Annotated in this window: 21 protein-coding genes; 1 reads left to right on the plus strand and 20 read right to left on the minus strand. The window is 30.6% G+C overall.

Annotation, left to right across the window (positions count from 1 at the left end):
- Positions 1–181: 181 nt before the first annotated feature.
- The 17 genes from gcvH to ACEXNK_RS13975 form a co-directional block, all read right to left on the minus strand.
- Entirely contained in the window at positions 182–556 is a 375-nt protein-coding gene (gcvH, locus tag ACEXNK_RS13895) for a glycine cleavage system protein GcvH (protein ID WP_373599607.1), read from the minus strand.
- Between the two features lie 27 nt (positions 557–583).
- Positions 584–2,719 carry an acetyl-CoA decarbonylase/synthase complex subunit alpha/beta gene (gene acsB / locus ACEXNK_RS13900; protein ID WP_373599606.1) on the minus strand — a complete coding sequence of 712 codons (2,136 nt, stop codon included), beginning with the start codon at positions 2,717–2,719 and terminating at the stop codon, positions 584–586.
- Positions 2,720–2,752: 33 nt separating this feature from the next.
- Positions 2,753–3,565, minus strand: a complete 813-nt coding sequence (acsE, locus tag ACEXNK_RS13905; RefSeq protein WP_373599605.1) for a carbon monoxide dehydrogenase/acetyl-CoA synthase methytransferase subunit — start codon at positions 3,563–3,565, stop codon at positions 2,753–2,755.
- A gap of 34 nt (positions 3,566–3,599) precedes the next feature.
- Positions 3,600–4,970 (minus strand): acetyl-CoA decarbonylase/synthase complex subunit gamma, encoded by a 1,371-nt coding sequence (gene acsC, locus ACEXNK_RS13910; protein WP_373599604.1) that lies wholly within the window; start codon positions 4,968–4,970, stop codon positions 3,600–3,602.
- 27 nt (positions 4,971–4,997) lie between these two features.
- The gene (gene acsD / locus ACEXNK_RS13915) at positions 4,998–5,942 is read right to left on the minus strand and encodes an acetyl-CoA decarbonylase/synthase complex subunit delta (protein WP_373599603.1); all 945 of its coding nucleotides are present in this window, start codon (positions 5,940–5,942) and stop codon (positions 4,998–5,000) included.
- Between the two features lie 18 nt (positions 5,943–5,960).
- Positions 5,961–6,731, minus strand: coding sequence for an ATP-binding protein (locus ACEXNK_RS13920; RefSeq protein WP_373599602.1), 771 nt, complete (start codon positions 6,729–6,731; stop codon positions 5,961–5,963).
- Positions 6,732–6,774: 43 nt separating this feature from the next.
- Positions 6,775–8,169: a dihydrolipoyl dehydrogenase gene (gene lpdA, locus ACEXNK_RS13925; RefSeq protein ID WP_373599601.1), complete on the minus strand. Its 1,395-nt coding sequence runs from the start codon at positions 8,167–8,169 to the stop codon at positions 6,775–6,777.
- Positions 8,170–8,191: 22 nt separating this feature from the next.
- Positions 8,192–9,073, minus strand: a complete 882-nt coding sequence (locus ACEXNK_RS13930) for a methylenetetrahydrofolate reductase (RefSeq protein ID WP_373599600.1) — start codon at positions 9,071–9,073, stop codon at positions 8,192–8,194.
- Positions 9,074–9,105: 32 nt separating this feature from the next.
- The gene (locus ACEXNK_RS13935; protein WP_373599599.1) at positions 9,106–9,777 is read right to left on the minus strand and encodes a methylenetetrahydrofolate reductase C-terminal domain-containing protein; all 672 of its coding nucleotides are present in this window, start codon (positions 9,775–9,777) and stop codon (positions 9,106–9,108) included.
- Between the two features lie 37 nt (positions 9,778–9,814).
- Complete coding sequence (locus tag ACEXNK_RS13940; protein WP_373599598.1) at positions 9,815–10,687, minus strand: bifunctional 5,10-methylenetetrahydrofolate dehydrogenase/5,10-methenyltetrahydrofolate cyclohydrolase; 873 nt, start codon at positions 10,685–10,687, stop codon at positions 9,815–9,817.
- A gap of 43 nt (positions 10,688–10,730) precedes the next feature.
- Positions 10,731–11,363: a cyclodeaminase/cyclohydrolase family protein gene (locus ACEXNK_RS13945; protein ID WP_373599597.1), complete on the minus strand. Its 633-nt coding sequence runs from the start codon at positions 11,361–11,363 to the stop codon at positions 10,731–10,733.
- A 169-nt stretch (positions 11,364–11,532) separates the two neighbouring features.
- Entirely contained in the window at positions 11,533–13,212 is a 1,680-nt protein-coding gene (locus ACEXNK_RS13950) for a formate--tetrahydrofolate ligase (protein ID WP_373599596.1), read from the minus strand.
- A gap of 49 nt (positions 13,213–13,261) precedes the next feature.
- The gene (locus tag ACEXNK_RS13955; RefSeq protein ID WP_373599595.1) at positions 13,262–14,035 is read right to left on the minus strand and encodes an ATP-binding protein; all 774 of its coding nucleotides are present in this window, start codon (positions 14,033–14,035) and stop codon (positions 13,262–13,264) included.
- Positions 14,036–14,190: 155 nt separating this feature from the next.
- The gene (gene cooS / locus ACEXNK_RS13960) at positions 14,191–16,119 is read right to left on the minus strand and encodes an anaerobic carbon-monoxide dehydrogenase catalytic subunit (RefSeq protein WP_373599594.1); all 1,929 of its coding nucleotides are present in this window, start codon (positions 16,117–16,119) and stop codon (positions 14,191–14,193) included.
- Positions 16,120–16,284: 165 nt separating this feature from the next.
- The gene (locus ACEXNK_RS13965) at positions 16,285–17,196 is read right to left on the minus strand and encodes a bifunctional enoyl-CoA hydratase/phosphate acetyltransferase (RefSeq protein WP_373599593.1); all 912 of its coding nucleotides are present in this window, start codon (positions 17,194–17,196) and stop codon (positions 16,285–16,287) included.
- A gap of 152 nt (positions 17,197–17,348) precedes the next feature.
- Positions 17,349–18,494, minus strand: a complete 1,146-nt coding sequence (locus ACEXNK_RS13970; protein ID WP_373599592.1) for a tetratricopeptide repeat protein — start codon at positions 18,492–18,494, stop codon at positions 17,349–17,351.
- A 10-nt stretch (positions 18,495–18,504) separates the two neighbouring features.
- Positions 18,505–20,265: a B12-binding domain-containing radical SAM protein gene (locus ACEXNK_RS13975; protein WP_373599591.1), complete on the minus strand. Its 1,761-nt coding sequence runs from the start codon at positions 20,263–20,265 to the stop codon at positions 18,505–18,507.
- A 184-nt stretch (positions 20,266–20,449) separates the two neighbouring features.
- Between ACEXNK_RS13975 and ACEXNK_RS13980 the strand changes: the two genes are divergently transcribed.
- Entirely contained in the window at positions 20,450–20,650 is a 201-nt protein-coding gene (locus ACEXNK_RS13980) for a hypothetical protein (RefSeq protein WP_147547079.1), read from the plus strand.
- On the opposite strand, the gene ACEXNK_RS13985 is transcribed toward ACEXNK_RS13980, so the two are convergent.
- The 3 genes from ACEXNK_RS13985 to ACEXNK_RS13995 form a co-directional block, all read right to left on the minus strand.
- Positions 20,647–21,570 (minus strand): hypothetical protein, encoded by a 924-nt coding sequence (locus ACEXNK_RS13985; protein WP_373599590.1) that lies wholly within the window; start codon positions 21,568–21,570, stop codon positions 20,647–20,649. The two genes, ACEXNK_RS13980 and ACEXNK_RS13985, sit on opposite strands and share 4 nt — an antisense overlap.
- Before the next feature lie 303 nt (positions 21,571–21,873).
- Positions 21,874–23,574: an arginine--tRNA ligase gene (argS, locus tag ACEXNK_RS13990; protein ID WP_373599589.1), complete on the minus strand. Its 1,701-nt coding sequence runs from the start codon at positions 23,572–23,574 to the stop codon at positions 21,874–21,876.
- A gap of 70 nt (positions 23,575–23,644) precedes the next feature.
- Positions 23,645–24,064 carry a DUF523 domain-containing protein gene (locus ACEXNK_RS13995; protein WP_373599588.1) on the minus strand — a complete coding sequence of 140 codons (420 nt, stop codon included), beginning with the start codon at positions 24,062–24,064 and terminating at the stop codon, positions 23,645–23,647.

The raw sequence follows: 24,064 nt of genomic DNA on the forward strand, positions 1-24,064 counted from the left end.
ACAATATAAATTCTATATAAAACATAAAATTTCCTTGATTTTTGTCATATCATTAATAAATAATTATAAAAATTTCACTTCATAAGTTATCTAAATATTTGTTAATCATAGTTCCTTAAGCGTAAAAAAACTGCCCTAAGATGAATATTATTTGATTCCTCTTAAGGCAGTTTTATTTATTCTACTCTAAACTAGACTCATATCCATCTGAAGTTAATAATTCTTCAAGTTCATCTAAATCAGATATTTTTACTTTTATTATCCACGCTTCATATGCATCATCATTTATAGCTTCTGGTTCATCTTCTAATAATTCATTTATTTCAACAACTTCACCAGATATAGGAGCTATTAAGTCTGATGCTACTTTTGAAGATTCTACAACTCCAAAGTCTTCACCTTTAGTTATTTCATCTTCTACTTCAGGCATTTCAACAAATAATATCTCACCTAATTGGTCTTGTGCAAAATCTGTTATTCCTATATACGCATACTCGCCTTCTATTTTAGCCCATGTATGCTCTTTACAATATTTTAAGCTTGGTATAACTTTCATTTTTCCACTCCTTAGAATTTACTTAAATTACATTACACATTCCATATTTAAAGCTGGATGACCTTTTTCTTCAAGGTATGCTAACACTCCCTCTGAGTCACTTGCTATAGTTTCATCACATATCATATCTGTGAAGTTTTCTATACCATGTAATTCTTGCATAGTAGCATTCAACTTATCTGCTACATAGTCTTTTAATTCTTTTGGCATCCATACTATTCTTGATGGTCCACCCTCTGCATAAGCAAATTTCTTAGAAGATATGAACTGTCTTCCATGACCCATAAATCCTGGAGTTTGAACTCCTCCACCTGTCATAGATGCAAGTTCTCCAAATGTCATTCCAACAGGAGTCATACCCGCAAATTCTCTATTAACTATAACAAATCCATTAGCTTCTGGCATTATACCGCATATACATTCGAAGCATCCACAAGAAGTCATTGGATCTTCTAATATAGAGTACAATGTAACACTTTCAACAGCTCCTTGAGATATATTAGCTACCTCTTCATTTACTGATTGCCATATACCTTTTAAGTCATCTAAGCATTCACCTTTTACTATAGGTTGACATGGACCTGTTTTATCTAATTCTTTTGTTGCTTTAGCATCTAACCAACTAACAGCTCCACAAAGTCCTAATCTTTCTGGTGTTACAACACAAACATGTGCTGGTGCAAATGATTGACATAAATTACAAGTGTAGAATTCTTCAACACTTTCATCTACTAATGATGCTAATCTTTCATCTCTAGCAGTATATCTAGGAATAGCATACTCTTCTTTTAATTTAGCTACTTCCTCTGCATCAGTGATTAAAGTTACTTGGCACTTATCAACAACTGATTCAAACTCATCTAGCATTTTAGCATATATAACTTCTCCTATATGGTTTAATCTAAATCCTTTTTCTACTGCATCTTTAGATATTCTAACCCAAGTTATATCTCTTTGGCCAACATGCATTATACCTTCTATATAATTTAAGAAATAATGTAGTCTTCTTTCTAAAACTGGTTCAAAGTCTTCTTGCATATTTTTACCAGCTATATCAACTAAAACTGCAAGAGGTAATCTTACAACTCCATTTTCAACTTCTACTTCATCTATGTCTTTACCAATTATTTCTATCTTATGGTCTTCAACCTCAGATAATTCTTTCTTTCTAACTAACTCCCAAGCTTCTGTTTTATTTCCACCAAACTCAGCATACATATCGTTCTTTCTTATTCTTTCACCTTCAAATGCTGCTGCAAAAGATACAGGTATTGGGATTTCAGTTATTTTTATTTTTATATTTCTAGCTTCTAAAGAAGTAGCTACAAATTTATCATAATCCTTTTGAGTTAATAAGTTCATTGGAACTTCTAATACATCTTGATCAGTTATAACTGGGAATCCTAAAGCTATAGCTCCAGCTCCACAAGATACAACTAAATCACTTAATGGTCCAAATGCATTTACAAATGCTGGAACTCTCTTCGCAGTATATTCTAGTAATCCATTTAAATCTCCTGGTGTTAATCCACCGAATATTAATGCAGCTCTTATTGCAACTGATACAACGTGTATAACACTTGTTACATCATATCCTAAAGGTATAACTCTTAGTTCAAGACCCATTTTAACTCCAGCTTCTATAGCTTGATCTATTACCTTTCCAACTAAGAATGTTAATAATCCTTTAGATTGATAATCCTTTATAACTTTAGCTGCTGTTTCTGCATCTGGACATTCTCCAAGAACAACAGCAACTCCTGGTATATCTCCTGTAACTAGTGGAACTCCTAATGATCTTATTATTGGGTCTGTTATATGACCTGCACAAGGCTCACTATATGGACTTTCCATTGTAGAATATTTTATTGCTTCTATAACCTCTGCAGATAAAGCAGTAGCTAATCCTGAATTAAATACATGCTCTAATAAATGAGTTTTATTTATTAGACTTTCAATTATTTCTAATGCAGCTTCTAAATCTCCTAGATTATTTATTTTCTTTCCTGTTGCAGCATATATACATGGTAATGAATATGCTGTATCTGGGAATCCAACACTATGTTCTCTTCCATTTTTTTCTATAGCTTCATTAAGTAATCCTTTTGCAGCTTGTAGAGCTTGCTCAGATCCATTAAAAACAGTACTGTACAAATTTTTCACTCTATTTCCCCCTTATTAAAAAAATATATCTATTTATACGTTATATGCAAATCCACCATCATTTAATTCTAAATAAGAGTCTGCATATAAACTTGAATTTCTTATTATATCGCAAGATTTTATCATTCTCATTAATTCTTCATCACATGGATTTACTATAGCTGAACTAAATCCATTAGCCATTGCCATTGCTACAAATGCACTATCTAATATTGGTCTTATATTTTTAGGGCATCCATTTGATACATTAGATAACCCTCCTGTAGTTAATAATCCCATCTCTGTCATCATTCTTATAGCTTCTAGAACTTCCATTTGCTTATCTTGCATTCCTTTTATAACTAAGCATAATGGATCAAACAACATATCTTCTGGCTCTAATCCTGCCATTAATCCTCTTTCTAACATTTCTTGACAGTATGCCATACGTTCATCATTATCTCTTGGTATACCTTCTTTAGCACATAATGCTATTACCCTAGCTTCATATTCTCCAGCTAAATCTATAAGTTCTATTCTTCCACCTGCATCAGCAGAGTTTATTATAGGTTTTCCATGTTCTCTATTGTAAACTTTAAGACCTGCTTCTATTGCTTTTCTATTCGCAGTATCTAGTGCTAAAGGCACGTTATTGAACTCTGACTGAAGAAGTTGAACGCCCCAAGTCATTACATCTTCTCCATCTCTTTCTGATGGCCCTATATTAAAATCTATATAATGAGCCCCAGCATCTAATTGTTCCTTAGCTCTTTTTAATATTGGAGCAGGATCTCTTTCTTCTAAAGCTTTTCTTATTGATGGAGATATACAATGTATTCTCTCCCCTATAACTATAAATTTTTCCATGCACTTCATCCCCTTATTTAAATTTTCAAATTCTTTAAGCCATAACCTCTTCTTTACTAGCTTTGTATTCTCTTAAGAATTTAGGTAATTCCATTGACTCTTCTGTTCCTATAACTACATTCCATCCTGGTAAATTATCTTCTATATCACCTTTTAAAACAGCTACTTTTCCAGGTATTATTAAATCTCTATTTTTAGTTTTTTCAGCAACTCCACTTTCTTTTATAAAGTTTGCTATTGAACTTCCTCCAAATTTTCCAGCTGCCCAAGCAGTTAAAACTGAGTATCCTCCAGCATCTGGTATAGCTAGCCAAACAGGAACTTTAGATCTTTCTATCTCTCCTGCTATTATGAAATATGTTAATGCAAAGTCAACAGTAACTAAAACCGGCGAATTTTCATCTGGATTATTTATAGGATATAACTTAGTTTCAACTCTCATTGGTCTTTGTGGGTCTGTGTAAATATTTTGTCTAAGTGCAAATAATGGTAAAGCTTTAGCATAATCTATATCATCTAAAACTATTATAGATCCATATTTTATTGTAAATATTGAAGATATAGCTACTTCCATCATAGAATCTTCTTTAGATAATTTATTTGCAAATATTATTGAAGGATATCCAAAAGTTCTATCTTGCTCTTTTAATGATATTCTTCTAACTTGAACTGTATTAGTAAATGTATCTTTTATTGTATCTCCTGTAGTATCTAATAATAACTCTTTGTATCCTAATGATTGTATAGCTTCTACAGTAGCATATAGTTCTTCTAAATTAGATGCACTTACTCCTAGTACTAACTTATCAGATTTAACTACCTCTACCATTTCTTTATAATTTTCTTTGTTTGCTCCATATACTACTGGATTTTCTCCTTTTAATAGTTCTACTGCTTCTTTAGCAATTTGAGCATCATCACAAATTATCATATAAGCTAATGATAGATTACTTTCTTTAACTTTATTTATTAAGTTTATATATGCTTCTTTATTTGATGAATATCTTAAAGCTGCTATTTCTACTTTCATTTCTTCACCTATTCTTATGTAGTTAACAGCCTTTATATTCTCTAATTTTTTATTTACTTCTTCTTCACTCATGCAGTCACAAAATTCTACTGCAAATCTATTTCTATTTACTAAAGTTTTTTCATGTCTAAATAGTACAGTTTCTCCACCTAAATCATATTGTGATTCTCCTGCGCCTATTTTTAATGTTTTCATAAGAGGTGCAGTAGCTTCTGATAATTTATCTAATGCTTCTTGTGACATATGAGGACATTTTTCTATTTCACAAGCCCCTGATGCAACCTTCATACAGAATGCCATACAAGTTGGAAATCCACAATCTTTACAGTTTTTCTTTGGTGTTAATTTAAATATATCTAAAGCTTTTAAAGCCATTTTATTTTCCCCCTAACCTTTAACTTATTAAGCTAATTCGCTAACTAAAGTTTTTATAGTTTCAACAGATTTTGGATGACGAAGTACTACTGCATTAGCTCCTCCTGCCAGTGCACTTGCAGCAGTTGAAACCTCCATAGATATCCCTCTAGCTTCTTGGCATCCCCAAGCAGGTTCATCTTCAATACTAGCTACTGATTCTTTAACATTCCAAGATTCAAAAGAAACAGGTGTTACTATAGGCATTTGTAAAGTTTTATCATTTTGGCTAAGCGCTGCAAGTCTAATTCTATCCATAGTAGATGCAACATACTCATATCCATAACCTACAGCAGAGCATCCAACATTCATTACAATATTTTCTGGTTTAACACCTAATTGTGTTAATAATACATTTAATTGTTTTGCTAAGTTTATATCAACAGAAGACTCTGCTCCAACTTTATGGTTATATGCCATACTTGCTGCAGCCCCAACGCCTTTATAGTTTTCTTCTGTAGCTGACATGAACAAGCAATTATGCCCATCTGTAACTTGTGCAACTTTTTCAAAAACCTTGGCATCCTTTTCAAAATTTCCTGTTCCTGCTATAACTATAGGTAAAGATATACTTGAAGCTATATCTTTAGCTACTTGAGCACATTCTTCTGGAGTTTTATCTAGACCATTGGGATCTGCTCCTTCTAGCTTTAAGCATATAAAATCAGGTTTTATGTTTTCTTCTATATACTTAGCCCATTTCACACTATCATCAGCTACATCTTTGTATATTTCTTTCATTCCTTCAGTCCAATGATCAGGGTATACATCTAACATTTCTACCCCAACTTTTTGAGTATTTTGTTGATTTCCATCAAAGTTATAAAAAGGAAGTATATTTTCTCCGCCTATTTTTATAGAACTTTCTCCTAAACCTATTTCAACCTCTGATATCTTACCAGAGTACTTTTGAACAGACATCTTAAATGCCATTTTATTTTCCCCCTTAGCCTAATTTAATTCCAATTTAGATATAATATCCTTAATAGCTATTCTTGCTTTAGAATCTTCAGGTAGCTTTACTAATGGCGTTCCTGAAGAATCATATTCATATATCATGTCATCTAAAGGTACTACCCCTAAAAGGTCTAATTTATGTTTTTCTATTTCTTCTTTTATTCCATCATTTAATACACCATTTGGAACTTTATTTACAATAAGCTGCATATCTGAAACATTTAGTTTTAGTTCCGTTGCTAAGTCCCTTATTCTTGCAACAGCTTGAATACTACGTCTTGAACAATCACTTACTAATAGCAATTTATCTATATGTTTCGTAGTCTTTCTACTTAAATGTTCCATTCCAGCTTCATTATCTATTACTAAATAATCATAGCTGTCAGAAAGTTTATCAGTCTGCTCTCTTAATATTCCATTTACATAGCAGTAACAACCTTCACCTTCTGACCTTCCCATAACTATTAGATCATATCCTGGTCCTTCAGCTACAGATGTGTTTAATCGATACTGCAGGTACTGAGCTTTAGTCATACCTCCTGGAAAAGCATTCCCTTGTTTTTCTCTTTGATTTATTTCTTCTCTTATTTGACCCAATGTTACGTCTATATCTAACCCTAATACTTCATTTATATTAGCATTAGCATCTGCATCTACTACTAATATCGGTCCTTTATTATCGTTTACTAAGCAGTCAATTAAAAGCCCTGTAAGACTTGTCTTACCAGTTCCACCTTTACCTGCTACCGCAATATTAAATCCCATAAGATTTCCCCCTTTGTTTGTCTAAACAGGACTTTTATCCTGTTTATGCTTTTGCTAATTTTGGAGCTGCATGAACACACTCCCCATGAACATCATGTAAAGCTTCCATTATTCCTTCTGATAATGTAGGATGTGCATGTATAACATCTCCTACTTGTTCTACTGTCAATCCTAAATGAACAGCTAATGATAACTCTGTTAATAAATCTGTTGCGTGAGGTCCTACTATAGATGCGCCTATTATTTTGTCTTCTTTATCTGATAATATCTTGATGAATCCTTGGAATTGTCCCATAGCCTGAGCTTTACCTAATGCTCTAAAATCGAATTGTCCTATATTATATTCTATACCATTTTCTTGAAGCTCTTTTTCAGTTTTACCTACTCCTGCAACTTCTGGTTCAGTATATACACATCTTGGAACTGCTGCGTAATTTACAGTTTTTGAATTGCCACAAACAGCATTTTGAGCTGCTGTTATTCCCTCTTTGGATGCTACATGTGCTAAGAATGGTGTATTTATTAGATCCCCAATAGCATATATACCTTCTATATTTGTTTCTAAATTTTCATTTACTACTATTTTACCTCTATCTAATTCTATTCCTATATCTTCTACTCCCGAATTTTCAAGATAAGGTTTTCTTCCTATCGATAATAAAGCTTTTTCAGCTTTAACTTGCTTTCCATTAGATAGAGTTGCTATAACTTCATTGTCAACTATTTCACATTTTTCGATGCGAATACCTGTCATTACCTTAATTTTATCCTTTTTAAACTGTCTTTGCAACTGTTTAGCTACATCTTTGTCCTCAAGTGGAAGTAATTGGTCAAACATCTCAACTATAGTAACTTCTGTTCCTAAAGTTTTGAAGAATTGCCCAAATTCACAACCTATAACTCCTCCACCTACTATAAGTAAAGATTTAGGAACTTCTTTTAAATTTAAAGCCTCATCACTTGTTATAATAGTATCTCCATCATATGGAAACATCGGTAGTATAACTGGTTGTGATCCGTTTGCTAATATAATTTTATCAGCTTCTACAACTTCTATACTTCCATCATCTTTCTTTACTTCTATCTTATTATTTTCTATAAGTTTTCCAAATCCATTTACTAATTTTATTCCTCTTTTATCAAATAAAAACTCAATTCCACTAATTAATTGATTAACAATTTTATTCTTTCTAGCCATTATATCTTCGAAGTTAGCTTCTACATTACCCTCTATATTAATCCCAAAATTTTTAGCTTCTTTTATAGATGAAATCAATGATGATGATGCTAGTAATGCTTTTGTTGGTATACATCCTACGTTTAAGCAAGTTCCTCCAACTCTTCTTTTTTCTATAACTGTAACATCAGCACCAAGCATAGCGGCTTTTATAGCAGCTACATATCCTCCTGGTCCTCCGCCTATTACTGCTACTCTCATTTCATAATCCCCCTATGATATTTTATATATTTGCTGCATCTAATATAGCAGGTACATTTTCCTCTGCACCAATTGCCATTATATGCACTCCATCACATAAATCTTCATCTCTTAATTGTTGAATTAATTCTCCTGCTATCTTTATACCTTCACTTGCCCAATTTTCTTTTCCTACCGATCTTAACCTTTCGATAAGTTCATCTGGAACATATATTCCTGGAACATTAGCATTCATAAACTTAGCCATTCCTGGAGATTTTAATGGTATTATTCCTGCTAAAACCTTTGTATTCATATCTTTTGTATGTTTTCTAAACTCTCTCATTGTATCTATATCATATACAGCTTGTGTTTGGAAAAACTTAGCTCCAGCATTTATTTTCTTTTGCATTTTTAATAATTGAATTTCAATAGGCGTGTATCTTGGGGTTACGGATGCTCCTAAATAAAAATTAGGTGATCCTTTTAATTGATTGCCTACCATATCTGTTCCTTCTGATAACTTCTGTGCTGTTTTTAATATTCCAACACAATCTAGGTCAAATACAGGCTTTGCTTGAGGATGATCTCCTACTACGGTGTGGTCTCCTGTTAATGCTAGCATATTTTCTATTCCAAAAACTCCAGCAGATAATAGTTCTCCTTGTATTGCAATTCTATTTCTATCTCTTCCAGTTACTTGAAGTACTGGCTCTAATCCTTCATCTCTTAATAACTTACATGTAGTAAGCGATGTTGTTCTCATTACAGCAGATTGAAAATCTGTTACATTTACAGCATGAACTCTCCCTTTAACAGCTTTAGCACACTCTATTAAATGTGATAAATCAGTTCCTTTAGGAGGTGCCATTTCCGCAGTTACTGCAAACTTGCCATTATCTAAGGCGTCTTTTAACAAGCTCATTTTTTTATCCCCCTTAACCTCTAAAAAAATATCTAAGCATTAGCCATTGCTTCTTTTTTCTTTAAGCTTAAACTTCTAGGATTACATGCCTTTGAGTAATCTTTTGGTTCTTTAATTTCCAATAGATTTTCTAATTGATCTATAGATTTTAATCTATCATATATAAGAACCCAAGCACAGTCATTTTCAGGATTAACTTCGCACTTTCCATCTCTTGCTCCACCGCAAGCTCCATTTAATAAACCTTTAGCACACATTGTTACTGGACATATACCTCCAGTCCATGCTAATTCACATTCTCCACATGCTTTACATGCTTCTTCGAACTCTCCTACTCTTTTTACTTCACCTATGAATAAAGTATTATTAGCTGGATATACAGGCTTATTTTTTATATTTTTTACAATAGTTTGTGTTCCATCTCCACAGGCTAAAGATAATATAGCATCAGCTTCTTTGATTTCACTTTTTAATGATTTTAAGTCTTTCTTTGATTTTAAAAGATTACATGCTGGATCTAGTAGTTGATATCCTAGCACTTCTTTTCCTTCTATTTCTAACTTTTCTTTCATTTTTAAAACTTCTTCTTCTCCACCACTTTTACACGTAGCTGCACATTGATTACATCCTATTAAGATAATCTTCTTATCATCTTTAATGTAACCTAAAATCTCTTCAAATGGCTTATTTTCAGAAATTATCATCTCTATTCCCCCTTGAAAATCTCCATTTATTATTTTTTTATTTATTATTTTGTAACTTACAAGCTTTTACTACATGACTTGCTAGTATAGATGTAGTTACTGATCCAACTCCTCCTGGTACAGGAGTTATCATAGAAACTTTTTCTAATAAATTTTCTGTATCAACATCTCCACATAAATTGCCATTATTATCAACATTTATACCTACATCTATAACTACAGCACCATCTTTTACATAATTAGCTGTAACCATTTTAGCTTTTCCTACTGCAGCTACAACTATGTCTGCTTTTGATGATATCTCTGGTAAATTTTTAGTTCTTGAATGACATATAGTCACTGTTGCATTTTCATTTAATAAAAGCATTGATACTGGCTTTCCAACTACCATTGATCTCCCTAAAACAGCTATATTAGCTCCAGATAAACCTATATCATAGTGCTTTAATATTTCTACAACTGCTGTAGGTGTACATGGTGGAAATCCACTTTTATCATTTTCTACTATTTTAGCTGTGTTTATCGGATTAAAACAATCTACATCTTTTTTAGGATCTATATGGTATTTTATTTCATCCTCGTTTAAATGTTTAGGAAGCGGTCTAAATGCTAATATCCCATTAACTTTTTTATCATCATTCAGCTTATGTATTACATTTATATATTCTTCTTGACTTATATTTTCAGGTAATTCTACAACTTCTGTTTCTATACCTATAGTCTGGCATCTTTTTAATGCTCCTCTTTCATATGCTAAATCATCTGGTCTAGAACCTACTCTTACTACAGCTAATTTAGGATTTATTCCTTCTTTAACTAAATTATTAACTTCATTTATAAGTTCTTGACTTATTTTATCAGCTACTGGTTTTCCTTTTATTATTTGTCCTTTAGTTGTTGTATTGTTCATTTTTATGCCCCCTATAATATTAAACTTAAAAATTATAATTTTATTATTTGCTTAATGCTATTTCTACTTTTTTATAAACTTCATCACAAGTTTTAACTCCATCTTCTACAAGGTTATTAACCTCATTTCTAACTTTGTTTACATACTCTTCATCTTTTATTGAGTTTATATTTATAATAACATTTAATTGCCCACTTAATATGGCAGCTCTTAAACATTGTACACCAACACCAACATCACTTATTGCTAGTCTTGATCCTTTATCTACTAAATCTTCATGTAGTTTTATAGCCTCATAACATACCTTAACTATTTTTATAGGCACTTCACATGCTGTTTTAAGTGCACTTTCCATAGTTTCAGCTTTTATTTTCTTTTCTTCCTCTGTAGAGCTTGGAAGTCCATATGCTTTTGATAAAGGTAAAAAGCATTCTGCATCTTCATCTATCATATTTATTAAATCTTTTTCTAACTCTCTTGCTTTTTCTAGTATAGATTTTACACTTTCTTCATACTCAGCATATTTTTTCTTTCCAATAGTTAAGTTACACACCATACTTCCTAAAGCTATTCCTATAGCTCCAGTTAAAGCTGCTGCACCTCCACCACCTGGAACTGCTGATTTTGAAGCTAATACATCAACAAAATCTACACATGTTTTTTCAGATATTCTCATTCACTTTCCTCCATATATATCACATGTTTATTATATTAAATATTATTAATTGAAAGTAGCGAAGTTGTAAATATAGTTGCTGACGTAGCACTTAAAGTACATCTTTTTAGTACTTTGTGCGAAGGAAGCAACTATATTTATAACGAGCGCCCCCATGATTAACTATTTATTAGAATAAACCTGATATTACACCATTTTCGTCTACATCTATTCTTTCAGCTGCTGGAACTTTTGGAAGTCCTGGCATTTTCATTATTTCTCCAGTTAAGGCAACTATAAATCCAGCACCAGCTGAAACTGTTAATTGTCTTACTGTTATTCTAAATCCAGTAGGTCTTCCCAGTTTTGTTTGGTCATCAGTTAAAGAGTATTGAGTTTTAGCCATACATATTGGTAACTTGCTAAATCCTAAGCTCTCTAATGTAGCTATTTCTTTTTCAGCTGCTGGAGTAAAGTCTACTCCATCTGCTCCATATATCTTAGTAGCTATTGCTTCTATTTTTTCTTTAATAGATAAATCATCTTCATAACAGAATCTGAAGTCATTTTCTTCTTCCTCTATTAATCTTATAACTTCTTTAGCTACTTCTATTCCACCTTCTCCACCTTTAGCCCATACTTCAGAAAGTGCAACATTAACACCTAACTCTTTACATTTTTCTTCAACTAATTTAAGTTCAGCTTCAGTATCTAGTGGGAATCTATTTATAGCTACAACTGCTGGTAATCCGTATACTTTCGTTATATTCTCAACATGCTTTAATAAGTTAGGTAAACCTGCTTCTAAAGCTTCTAGATTTTCTTCGTTTAGCTTATCTTTAGGTACTCCACCATTATATTTTAATGCTCTAACAGTAGCTACTATTATAACTGCATCTGGTTTTAAATCTGCCATTCTACATTTTATATCTAAGAATTTTTCAGCACCTAAATCAGCACCAAATCCTGCTTCTGTTACAACATAGTCAGCAAAATGCATTGCCATTTTTGTAGCTATAACAGAGTTACATCCATGTGCTATATTTGCAAAAGGTCCTCCATGAACAAATGATGGTGTTCCTTCTAATGTTTGAACTAAGTTTGGTTTTAATGCATCTTTTAATAAAGCTGCCATAGCTCCATTTGCATTTAGTTGTTTAGCAGTTACAGGATCTCCATTATATGTGTATCCTACTATTATATTACCTAATCTTTCTTTTAAATCCATTATGTCATTTGCTAAACAAAATGCTGCCATTATTTCAGATGCAACAGTTATATCAAATCCATCTTCTCTAGGTACTCCATGTGCTCTTCCACCTAATCCATCAGTTATATTTCTTAACTGTCTATCATTCATGTCAACACATCTTCTCCAAGTTATTCTTCTTGGGTCTATTCCTAATGAGTTTCCTTGGTGTATATGATTATCAAGCATAGCCGCTAATAAGTTATTAGCTGCCCCTATAGCATGGAAGTCTCCTGTAAAATGTAAATTTATATCTTCCATAGGTATAACTTGTGCATATCCTCCACCAGCAGCTCCTCCTTTAACCCCAAATACAGGACCTAATGATGGTTCTCTTAATGCAACTAATACATTTTTATCTAATTTAGAAAATGCATCTGCTACCCCTATAGTAGTTGTTGTTTTTCCCTCTCCTGCTGGAGTAGGATTTATAGCTGTAGTTAATATTAACTTAGCTTTTTTATTTCCATTACCTTTTTTTAGTAAATTGTAATCTACCTTAGCTTTATATTTTCCATAAAGTTCTACTTCATCATCACTTAAACCTAACTTTTTAGCTATTTCCCTTATATCTTGTGGTTTTGCTTCTTGTGCAATTTCTATATCTGATTTAAATCCCATAACTCAATCTCCTCTCATTTTGTTTTGTAATATCTATTATACTAATATACTACTCATTCGTCATTAATCGATTTTTTATTTCATTTATCTGCATCTTAGTATCTGAACTTACATCGTATGGAGATTTACTTGCTCTATCTGAATCTATTACATCTTGATTGTAGTAAACAAACCCTAGTAATTCTCCATCTTGTAGATTACTAGTTACAAACTCCTCATCTGACTTGTTTCTTATTTTATTACCTACTACAAAAACCTTCTTTACACCTATATCATTACCTAATTTTTTTACTTTTCTATATGTTTGTAAACTTCTCTCTCCTGGTTCAACAACAACTATAAAGGCATCTACTCCTTGTGCAGTACCTCTTCCTAGATGTTCTATTCCAGCTTCCATATCCATTATTACAACATCTTTATTTTGTAAAATTAAATGCGAACATAATCTTTTTAATAAAACATGCTCTGGACATACACATCCACTTCCTCCTGAATCCACAGTTCCAAGAGTCAAAAGTTTTACTCCTTTATGTTCTTTACAAAATTTATCTGGTATATCATCTACCTTCGGATTTAATTTAAACATTTTATTAAAAGTTCCAGTCTCTGATGCCGTTCTTTCTGATACTAAATTTTTCATATCAGATATAGGAACTATATCTTCATATACATCTTTAGGAAATCCTAAAGCCAATCCTAAGTTAGCATCAGGGTCAGCATCTACTGCTACCACTCTATACCCATCATCTGCAAATAATCTTGAAAGCATAGACGAAAAAGTTGTCTTGCCTACTCCACCTTTACCTGTTATAGCTATTTTCATATTCTCCCACCTTTTGTTTGTCTTAAGTTTATAATATTTTACACTAGCTATAGTTGCATACAAAAAAAACTATAGCTAGCTTTCATAAACTAATTTATTTTAAATACTATCTTTTCAAAGTAGTACTCCTAGTTTTACATAAATAATATAAATTTTTAAGCTTCTGCTGGCTCAGCTTCGTTTTCAGCTTTTTTCTGTGCAACTAAATCTTCAAAGTGTACACGTTTCTTTTCTATATCCTCTATTATCATCTTAGCTAATTCTTCTGGATTTTCATTTACTTTAAATGTTGCTCCCATACTATCTTGAAGTGTTTCTGTTAATATTTCTACTGTCTTAGAAGACCCTGATATAGGAGGCATTATTCCTAAATAAGTATCTATTCCTGATCCTACTACATAAGTACCTATTGCAACTGCTTTTTCAGACATCCACTCTGGTGCAACTCCAGCTACAGGTATATCACACATATCCATATCTAAGAATTTAGCAACTTCTGATACTACGTTTAATATACGGCTACAGTCAACACAAGAACCTAAATGTATTACTGGAGGTATATCAACTAATTCACAAACTGTAGCAAGACCTTTACTTGCAAGTTTTCTAGCTTCTTTATTTAATAATCCAAATTTACCTGCTGCTGATGCTCCACATCCTGTTGTTACAACTAATATGTCATTTTTTATTAATTCTTTCATTATAGTTACGTGAGCTTTGTTAGATACAGTTCTTGCATTATTACATCCAACTACACCTACTACCCCTCTTAATACTCCAGATTTTAGACAATCTACTAATGGTTTTAATGTTCCTGGCTTATCTATTTGAGAGTTTACAACTCTATCTAATTGACCAATTATTGCTTGCTCACTAAATCCTACTGTTGTACTTGATTTTAATTCTGGTATATAAACTTTTTCTTTATCTCTATTTTTATAATTAAGTATAGCTTCTCTTACTATTGATTTTGCATTTTCAAGTGCTGTTTCTTCATTAAATTCTATATAAGTTGATCCTGATATTTTAGCTTTTGGAGATGTTGTTATAAATTTAGTGTGATAACATTCAGATACCTTAGCTAATGCAGGGAATATACATTGAACATCAACTATCATAGCTTCAACAGCTCCTGTTACTATAGCTAATTCTTGTTGATGGAAATCTCCTGCAGTTCTTACTCCATGTCTCATCGTTACCTCATTACCTGTACAACACATACCTGCTAAGTTTATACCATCTGATCCAACTTCTTTAGCTAAAGCTACAAGTTCTGGATCTTCAGATGCTAATACTATCATTTCTGATAGTGAAGGCTCGTGTCCATGTAATATTATATTTACTTTATTTTCTTCTAATACCGCTAAGTTTGCTTCTGATTGTCTAACTGTTGGTGTGCCGAATAATATATCACTGAATATAGTTCCTATCATAGATCCTCCCCAGCCATCTGCTAGCGAAGTTCTTAATGATAAATTTATTAAACTATCGATGTCTGCTGTACATCCCATATGAGTTGAATGCATGATTGTCGCTATTTCTCTATCTATTGCTCTTGGTTCTATATCATATTTCTTCCATCTATCTTGTCTTTGATGTGGTGCTCTACTTAAGAAGTTTAATTTGCCATGAGGTTTACCAAACTCCATTAAAGCTATATCTGCAACTTCATGAGCTATATCATATATATCTCTATTTTCTGTTTCTACTTCCCATTCTTTAGCTAAATTTATTAATTTAGCTTCATCCTTTATTGTGTAATTTCCATCCCTACTTGCTAATGCCATTGTATGAGCTATTCCTCTTGCATGGTCTGAATGTGCCGCTGTTCCCCCAGCAACCATTCTTGCATAGTTTCTACCAACTATTACATGCTCATCAGCCCCACATAGTCCTAATGGTGTTTTAGGCGTTATTCTACAAGGTCCTGCTGCACATATTCTACAACAGACCCCTTGAAGCCCAAATCCACATTGTGCTTTCATAGCAAGCTTTCTGTCATACATAGTTTCTACGCCATCTTTTTCAGCCTTTTCTATCAGCTTTTGGCTGTTTAAGTCGATAGTCATCATCTTTTTATCCATACTTCTATCCCCTTTTTATAAAATTTTTAATAGAACTAAGTATGTTTCTGCATCTAAGCTATATATGTTTCTGCATCTAAAATAATTTTATTTACCTAAATTATAGCAATTATGTTCCACACTTTCACTATAATTTAGGTAATTTTTTAACAATTTTTGGATATCCTATTTATTTTTTCTAGATATCAAGGCTCCATAAGCTATTGAATATAGCTTTGACTCATGTGTATCAGCCCTTGATACTAGTACAATTGGAGCCTTTGCACCCATTATAATTCCTGCAGATTTAGCATCTGCTAAATATGTTAAAGTTTTTCCTATTCCATTTCCAACTTCTATGGTAGGTACCAATATTATATCTACTTCTCCAGATACTTCACTTTTAAAGTTTTTTACTTTAGCAGCTTGTGAAGATATTGCTAAATCAAATGCTAATGGACCTTCAACTATAACATCTTCTCCAAATACATTAGACTTACTAGCTTCTTGTAACCTTCTCGCATCTACTGTTGCTTGCATTTTTCCATCTACTTTTTCTTTTGCTGCTAATGCTGCTACTTTTACATTATCAATTTTAAGTGCTTTACATGCTCTTACTGCATTTTCTAATATTTTTTCTTTTTGATCATAGTTAGGACTTATATTCATGCCTCCATCTGTAAGTATAAGAAGTTTATGATATGATGGAACTTCATATACCATAACATGACTTAATAAACTATCTGTTCTTAATCCATAATCTTTATTTAAAACAGCTTTTAGTAATATCGGTGTATCTAAAATACCTTTCATAACAAAGTCAGCTTCATTATTGCTAACTAATTTCACAGCTACTTCTGCACATTCTTCATAGGTGTTAGCTTCAATTATATTAATACCATCTAAACTTAAATTTAATTCTTTAGATATTTCTCTTATTTTGTTAACATCACCAACTAAAATAGGTTCTATTATATTCATATTCATAGCATCTAAAACTGCATGTAAAACTTCCTTATCTTGAGCTGCCGCTACAGCTAGCCTAACTTTTTTATTTAGCTTTAGCTCTTTTATTATGTCTTCTAATTTTTTTATCAATGTAACTCCTCCTTATATTTTTACTTTGGTCAATTTATAAATATGTATATAAAATAGTTAACACCATAATTAATTTAATTTGACATACCGGTACCTACTCCCTTTTTATTTAAGCAAAAAAGCTATAAGGATTTATCCTTATAGCTTTTGATTTATCTATATTTATCTAATTCTCTTAAACATGCTACTGTTACTTCATCTTGTGGGTCTATTTCATAAGCTCTTTCAATATAATAAATTGAATTGTCTAAATCACCATCGTTTAAGTATGCCATTCCTAGATTACATAATATTTCAGGGTCTTCTTTCTTTAATTTTGCTGCTTTTTCAAAATGCTCGATAGCCCCTTTCATATTGTAAGTAGATGCTTCACATAAACCTAATTCAACTAGTGTATCTACTTGATTAGGTCTTATTATAAGTATTTTTTCAAAATATTTTTTAGCTTGTTCAACATCATTCATATTTCTATATGCTAGACCTATCATAAATAAAAGGTTCCACCAGTCTCCATGTTCATCTGCTAGTGGCAATAACTTTTCTAATCCCTCTTCATTTCTTCCTTGGAACACTAAGTTATAACCTTCTTCATATTGTACTTTAAAGTCCATTTTACCTATAATTTCTTGTAACTCTGCACATAAATCATCATCAATTCCTAATTTCATAGCTTCTTCCCAAGTTACTTTACTTTTTATATACTGATTCTGATTATAATAGTGATATCCTAAGTGATAATATGCAAGAGCAAAAGATTCATCTAAGTCTCTTACTTTTTCTAAAGCTTCTATTGCATCTAATAAAAATGCTTCCATTGGTTTTTCATCACCATTTTTTTGGTGTTGCTTAGCTAACTCCTGACAAACTATAGCATAATGATAAAGAGCATCTATATCTTCAGGGTATAAGCTTACACTGCACTTTAAATATATTAAAGCGTCAGTATATTCACCTGCTTCAAAATACTTTCTAGACATATATCCCATATATGATTTTAAATCTAAATCAAGGTTTTCTTCTATTGCCTTAAGAAACTTTTTATATTCATCATTATATTTGAATTTGCTGTCAATTCCCATGATATACATCATTGCATCAGCTATAGACATTGAACTTAATCCATCTTGAGCTGTATTAGTTTTTATACCTTTTACTAATACATCATTTTTTATAGGTACATCTAGTCCTTCTTCCGGAAATTCATACCCTTTTAATTTAAAATCCGCGCTATTTTTTATTCTTAAAAATGCTAACTCTTCAGCTTTTTTTAATATATATTTTTCAACTCTAAACTTCATTTTATTCCTCCTATATCTCTATTGTGTATGATTTAGATTTCTCAAACACCTTTTTGTCATCGTAAACAAATAATATCATAGTTTCATCAGGATTTAAGCATGCATTGATATCTTCTTTTAATTTTAAAATATCGTATTTGAAATTTTCAAAATGTACATATTTAATTATTTGTTTTGCAGGAGTATTCTCAAATCTAGGTATATATTTTAATACATTTTCTTCATTTTGTAAAAATAAATGACATCTATTTTTAAAATCTTCAACTTCAAATTTTTCCATATATCCAGGTAAATTTGAAGTTTTTCCTAAAGATATATAGTCGTATTTTAAAATTTCTTTAAATAGCTCAAAGTTAGTATTTATTTTTTCTTCATAAAAATCTAATAAAATTTTGTATAATTGATTTTTACCTTGTGATGCATTGAAATATCCATTGTCATTGTAGTAAGTTGCAAATGCTTCAAAGAATTTAAACGGACTTTCTTTATAATAATTATGAATTATATATCTCATTGATAAAACAAAATTTTTAGAATTAAAGTACTTCTCAAGTATTTCCTCTATATCCTTTAACTTTAATATTTCATTATAACTTATATATTTATTGTATAAAACTTCATATGGAGGATAATCCTTATATCTAAATTCATGTTCATCAGCTTGATTTCTAATTCCCGTTCCTTTTATCATTTTTAAGAATCCAAGCTGTAAATGCTCTATCCCTAGATTGAATACATCATTAAATGAATTTTCAAAACTACTGTAATCTTCATAGGGAAGTCCTGCAATTAAGTCTAAATGCTGATGTATATTTCTAAATGATGCTATTTTTTGAACTACATATGAAAGTTTAGAAAAATCATCTCTTCTTCCAACAGCTTCTAATACTCTTTCATTAGTTGATTGAACTCCTATTTCAAATTGAAATAATCCTTCTTTGCAATCCTTTAAAAATTCCAGCATATCATCTGTAAGCAAGTGTGCTGTAACTTCAAAATGATAAGTTGTATAATCATTATCATTTTCCATTAAAAATCGCATTATCTCCATAGCAAACTTTTTATTTGCATTAAACGTTCTATCTATAAATTTAATTTGTGATACTCTTGCATCTATAAGAGCTTTTAAATCTTTTTTTACTCTATCTATACTAAAATATCTTAACCCTTGTATTGTCGAAGATAAACAATACTGGCAATTGAATGGACACCCTCTTGATGTCTCATAATAAACTATTCTATTTTCATATTCTGCTTTGTCTAAAGTCTCGTATGGGCTAGGTATTAAGTCTAAGTTTTCTAATAACTTCATTGGTTTATTAGTTATTATTTCATCATTTTTTCTATAAACTATCCCATCAACTTCTTCAACTTTCATATCTCCGTTAAGATATTTTACAAAATCTCTAAAAATAAGTTCTCCTTCTCCATAAAGTATATAATCTACAAAATCATATTTTTTCATAGCTTCTTCACTATCATAAGTTACCTCAGGTCCACCTAATGCGATTTTAACATTTGGATTTACTTTTTTCAGATTATGACAAAGCTTGACTATATCATTTACATTCCATATGTACGTTGAAAATAAAATTACATCATAATTATTTGTATATATATCTTTTAATATAAAATCTAATTCATTATTGATTGTATATTCTCTTATATCAGTATCTACACCTTTAATATCTTTTACCATTTGTTTAAGATATCTTATTGCTAAATTTGTATGTATAAATTTTGAATTTAATGTTGTTAAAAGTATTTTCAATTAATTCACCTCTTTTTTTCAATTTTTTTGCCTATAATTATATATATTTTGTTAAAATACTATTATATATGATTTTTATTTCTAACATTATGTATATAAAAAGAAGGTTTTTTTATATTATTGTAGAATTATATGCTATTGTAAATTTTCTCATTAATAAATAACATACGAAAGGGAGTTTTTTATGAAATTGTTCGACAAAGTATCTATTGATGCACTATCTAAAAGAGATTTATTGCTTATTGTAAAAGCATTAGAATATACCTATGAAAACACTAATTTAGAGGATTTCATAGACCTTAGAAATAGCCTTATAAAAGAACTTTGTTTCTTAACAAACACTAAAGAAGAAGTGTTTGTCGAGTACTTAGAATCTGATAATTAAGCTTTTCTAAATTTAAAGTTGTAGCTACCTGATTTTGATACTAATCCAACTGTTAATATGTTGTTTTTAAAATCTTTTGATACAACTTTTATATTATTTAATATAGGGTCAGATTTTATATCACCTATATCTAACCCTATTATATACCTTGGATCAGATTTTATATTATATTCTTTTTTGGATATTTTATATTTTCTAAGTTTTACAATATACTCTGACATAGAATTTATAAAATCTATATTATCTATCTCGTTATTAATTTTAAAATTAAGAATGGATAATATAGTTTTTTTTATGCTATTAATCCCATCTATTGTTACTTCCCTATCCTCTACATATACATCATATATAGCGTTTAATAAGTTTATTATTATATCATTATCTTTATAATCATCTATTTTTAAATCTATGTATCTATCTATAAGTTGGATAATTTGTATCCTTTTCATTTCAAATTTTATTATTTCTGCTTTTTCACCATTATATTTAAATGCAATTATTGAAGACTTAATACTTTGCATTAAATCTACATATTCTATATTTTGATTTTCAATTATAGAATGCATAATAGTATTATACATTAAAGCCGCTAAAATATATTCATTCATAAATTTCTCATTTTTGTTATATAAAATATGATACCTTATAAGGTTTATTACCTCATCTTCACTTTTTTTAATATTTGTATTAGCCAATATAACAGGTAATACTATATTTAAAATATTTACATCTCTTAATTTTTCTCCATAAAACTTATAATACAATAATTCATCTTTTAATCTATTTTTATCTACTTTTACATATCTTTGCGCTATATCATCAATTAAAGATTTAGTATTTATAATAATCATATTTTTTATATATTTATCACTTATACTAAATGCATTTATATATGCTTTTTTTAATAATTCTTCTTTCATAAATACTACCTTCCTAACGCATAAACTATTTTCTAGTTTTATCAATTAATTAACTTAGTATACTTAATTACATACTTATGATATCTATCTAAATTAATCACTTTTAAGTTACTAAAAAAAATAGGCAGCTATTAGCTGCCGTAAATGTAGGGGGGGAGTAGAATATTCAGTATACTCTACTTCCATATATATCTCTTTTGATTGTAACTAGCTCAAGTTATCGAGCTATTTCTTAACTTAATTATACAATAACCGAAATTTAGATGTAAAGTATTATTTTTCGACAAATGTATATTGAGTTTATTACATTCTCTCCGGAGCACTCATTCCTAATAATGCAAGTCCATTCTCTATAGTCTGCTTAGTAGCTGCAACTAAAGCTACCCTAGCTTTCTTAGTTTCTACATCATCTACTAATATAGGATTTTCATGGTAGAACTTATTGAATGCTTGCGCTAAGTCTAATACAAATCTTGTTATTATATGTGGCTCATTTTTTCTTAATGAAGCTAATATACTATTATTAAATGATGCTATTAATTTTAATACTTCTGAACTATCAGCATCTGTTAATAAGTTATAATCTATATCAGAATTTATTTCCATCTCAGCTTTTCTTAAAACTGAGCAACATCTAGCATGTGTATATTGAACGTATGGTCCAGTTTCTCCTTCAAAGCTTAATGTTCTTTCCCAAGAGAAAGTGTAATCTTTGATTCTACTATTTGATAATTCTTGGAATACTACAGCTCCTACTCCAACTTGCTTAGCTATTTCATCAACATTTTTAGCATTAGGATTTTTAGCTAACATTGTCTCTTTTGTCTTTTCTATAGCTTGTCTTAAAACATCTTCTAAAAAGACTACTCTACCTTTTCTTGTAGACATTGTACCTTCTTCTAATGCAACCATTCCAAATGGAGTATGTACCATATCTTTAGCCCACTCAAATCCAACTAACTCTAAAACTTTAAATAATTGTTGGAAATGTAAGCTTTGTTGTGATCCAACTACATATATACATTTTGCAAAGTCATAAGTTTCTTTTCTATATAATGCTGCTGCTAAATCTCTTGTCATATATAATGTAGATCCATCTTTTTTAGTTATTAAAGCTGGTGGCATATTAAATTCTTCTAAATCAACTATGTTAGTTCCTTCAGACTCCTTTAATAACCCTTTATCTTTTATAATATCTATTACTCTATCCATTTTATCTGAATAGAAACTTTCTCCTGCATATGAATCAAATTCTATATCTAATAAATCATATACTCTAGAGAATTCTTTTAAACTTTCATCTCTAAACCATTTCCATAAATCATATGCTTCTTTATCTCCATTTTCCAACTTAGTGAACCAAGCTCTCGCTTCATCTTCCATTTCTGGATGCTTTTCAGCTTCATCATGGAATTGTATGTATAGTTTTAATAATTCAGGTATTGGATTAGCTTCTACAGCTTCTTTACTTCCCCACTTTTTGAAAGCTACTATAAGTTTACCAAATTGAGTTCCATAATCTCCAAGGTGATTTATTCTTACTGTATTATATCCTTGAGAATCATATATTTTATATAAAGAATTTCCTATAACAGTAGTTCTTATATGACCTATATGGAAAGGCTTAGCTATATTAGGAGATGAGAAATCTATTACTACAGTTTTTCCTTCACCTAAGTCACTATGTCCGTAATCCTTACCTTTAGATAAAACATCAGTTATAACATTTTTAGCTAATGCTGACTTATTCACGAAAAAGTTAACATATCCTCCAGCAGGCTCAACTTTTGATATGGCATCATTTATTTCTATAGCCTCTGATAAATCAGCTGCTATCATATTAGGTGCTTTTCTAAATACTTTAGCTAATCTAAAGCAAGGGAAAGCATAGTCTCCCATATCACTATTTGGTGGTATTTCTATTAATCCAACTATTTCTTCTAAAGTTAAATCTTCTATTTTTTCTTTTAAAGATTTAGCTACTTTTATTTTAAAATCTTGCATATTGATACTCCTTCCTTATTCTTATAACACTTTATGATAAAACAAATTATAGTTTTTTTCAAGTATATGTCTATTTTTCCAATTCTTTCTCGCTCATTATTCTAATTCCTTCTTTTTTTAAAAGAGATGCCGTTATCCCCATTCCATATATTTTAATTCCTGTAAAAGTTCCATCATATATTTTATTACTTCCACAAGATGGACTTCCTTCTTTTAAAATAGCTTCTTTGCATCCATATAATTTAGCTATTTTTAAACTTTCATTAGCACCTTTTATAAAATTATTTGTCACATCTATACCTTCTTTATTCATAACCTTATCCTTAGTTATTTCTGATGGTATTCTAGGTGTTGGTAATCCCCCTAGTTGTTCTGGACAGATAACTACAAACTGTTTATCTTTTAAGTAGTCTTTAACACTTTCATGATAGTTATTATCGCCATCATATTTACAGTTTATTCCTAATAAACAAGCTGATACTAATATCAT

It is taken from the genome of Paraclostridium bifermentans (assembly GCF_964259345.1).
Taxonomy (GTDB): Bacteria; Bacillota; Clostridia; order Peptostreptococcales; family Peptostreptococcaceae; genus Paraclostridium; species Paraclostridium bifermentans_B.

What these genes read in the sequence shown, in the direction of transcription:
- ACEXNK_RS13995 (WP_373599588.1), bottom strand. Translation starts at nt 24,064, where the DNA reads ATGATATTAGTATCAGCTTGTTTATTAGGAATAAACTGTAAATATGAT.
- acsD (WP_373599603.1), bottom strand. Translation starts at nt 5,942, where the DNA reads ATGGCATTTAAGATGTCTGTTCAAAAGTACTCTGGTAAGATATCAGAG.
- gcvH (WP_373599607.1), bottom strand. Translation starts at nt 556, where the DNA reads ATGAAAGTTATACCAAGCTTAAAATATTGTAAAGAGCATACATGGGCT.
- ACEXNK_RS13945 (WP_373599597.1), bottom strand. Translation starts at nt 11,363, where the DNA reads ATGAGAATATCTGAAAAAACATGTGTAGATTTTGTTGATGTATTAGCT.
- ACEXNK_RS13970 (WP_373599592.1), bottom strand. Translation starts at nt 18,494, where the DNA reads ATGAAGTTTAGAGTTGAAAAATATATATTAAAAAAAGCTGAAGAGTTA.
- acsC (WP_373599604.1), bottom strand. Translation starts at nt 4,970, where the DNA reads ATGGCTTTAAAAGCTTTAGATATATTTAAATTAACACCAAAGAAAAAC.
- ACEXNK_RS13920 (WP_373599602.1), bottom strand. Translation starts at nt 6,731, where the DNA reads ATGGGATTTAATATTGCGGTAGCAGGTAAAGGTGGAACTGGTAAGACA.
- acsE (WP_373599605.1), bottom strand. Translation starts at nt 3,565, where the DNA reads ATGGAAAAATTTATAGTTATAGGGGAGAGAATACATTGTATATCTCCA.
- lpdA (WP_373599601.1), bottom strand. Translation starts at nt 8,169, where the DNA reads ATGAGAGTAGCAGTAATAGGCGGAGGACCAGGAGGATATGTAGCTGCT.
- ACEXNK_RS13985 (WP_373599590.1), bottom strand. Translation starts at nt 21,570, where the DNA reads ATGAAAGAAGAATTATTAAAAAAAGCATATATAAATGCATTTAGTATA.
- ACEXNK_RS13930 (WP_373599600.1), bottom strand. Translation starts at nt 9,073, where the DNA reads ATGAGCTTGTTAAAAGACGCCTTAGATAATGGCAAGTTTGCAGTAACT.
- argS (WP_373599589.1), bottom strand. Translation starts at nt 23,574, where the DNA reads ATGCAAGATTTTAAAATAAAAGTAGCTAAATCTTTAAAAGAAAAAATA.
- ACEXNK_RS13955 (WP_373599595.1), bottom strand. Translation starts at nt 14,035, where the DNA reads ATGAAAATAGCTATAACAGGTAAAGGTGGAGTAGGCAAGACAACTTTT.
- ACEXNK_RS13950 (WP_373599596.1), bottom strand. Translation starts at nt 13,212, where the DNA reads ATGGGATTTAAATCAGATATAGAAATTGCACAAGAAGCAAAACCACAA.
- ACEXNK_RS13940 (WP_373599598.1), bottom strand. Translation starts at nt 10,687, where the DNA reads ATGAACAATACAACAACTAAAGGACAAATAATAAAAGGAAAACCAGTA.
- ACEXNK_RS13980 (WP_147547079.1), top strand. Translation starts at nt 20,450, where the DNA reads ATGAAATTGTTCGACAAAGTATCTATTGATGCACTATCTAAAAGAGAT.
- ACEXNK_RS13935 (WP_373599599.1), bottom strand. Translation starts at nt 9,777, where the DNA reads ATGATAATTTCTGAAAATAAGCCATTTGAAGAGATTTTAGGTTACATT.
- cooS (WP_373599594.1), bottom strand. Translation starts at nt 16,119, where the DNA reads ATGGATAAAAAGATGATGACTATCGACTTAAACAGCCAAAAGCTGATA.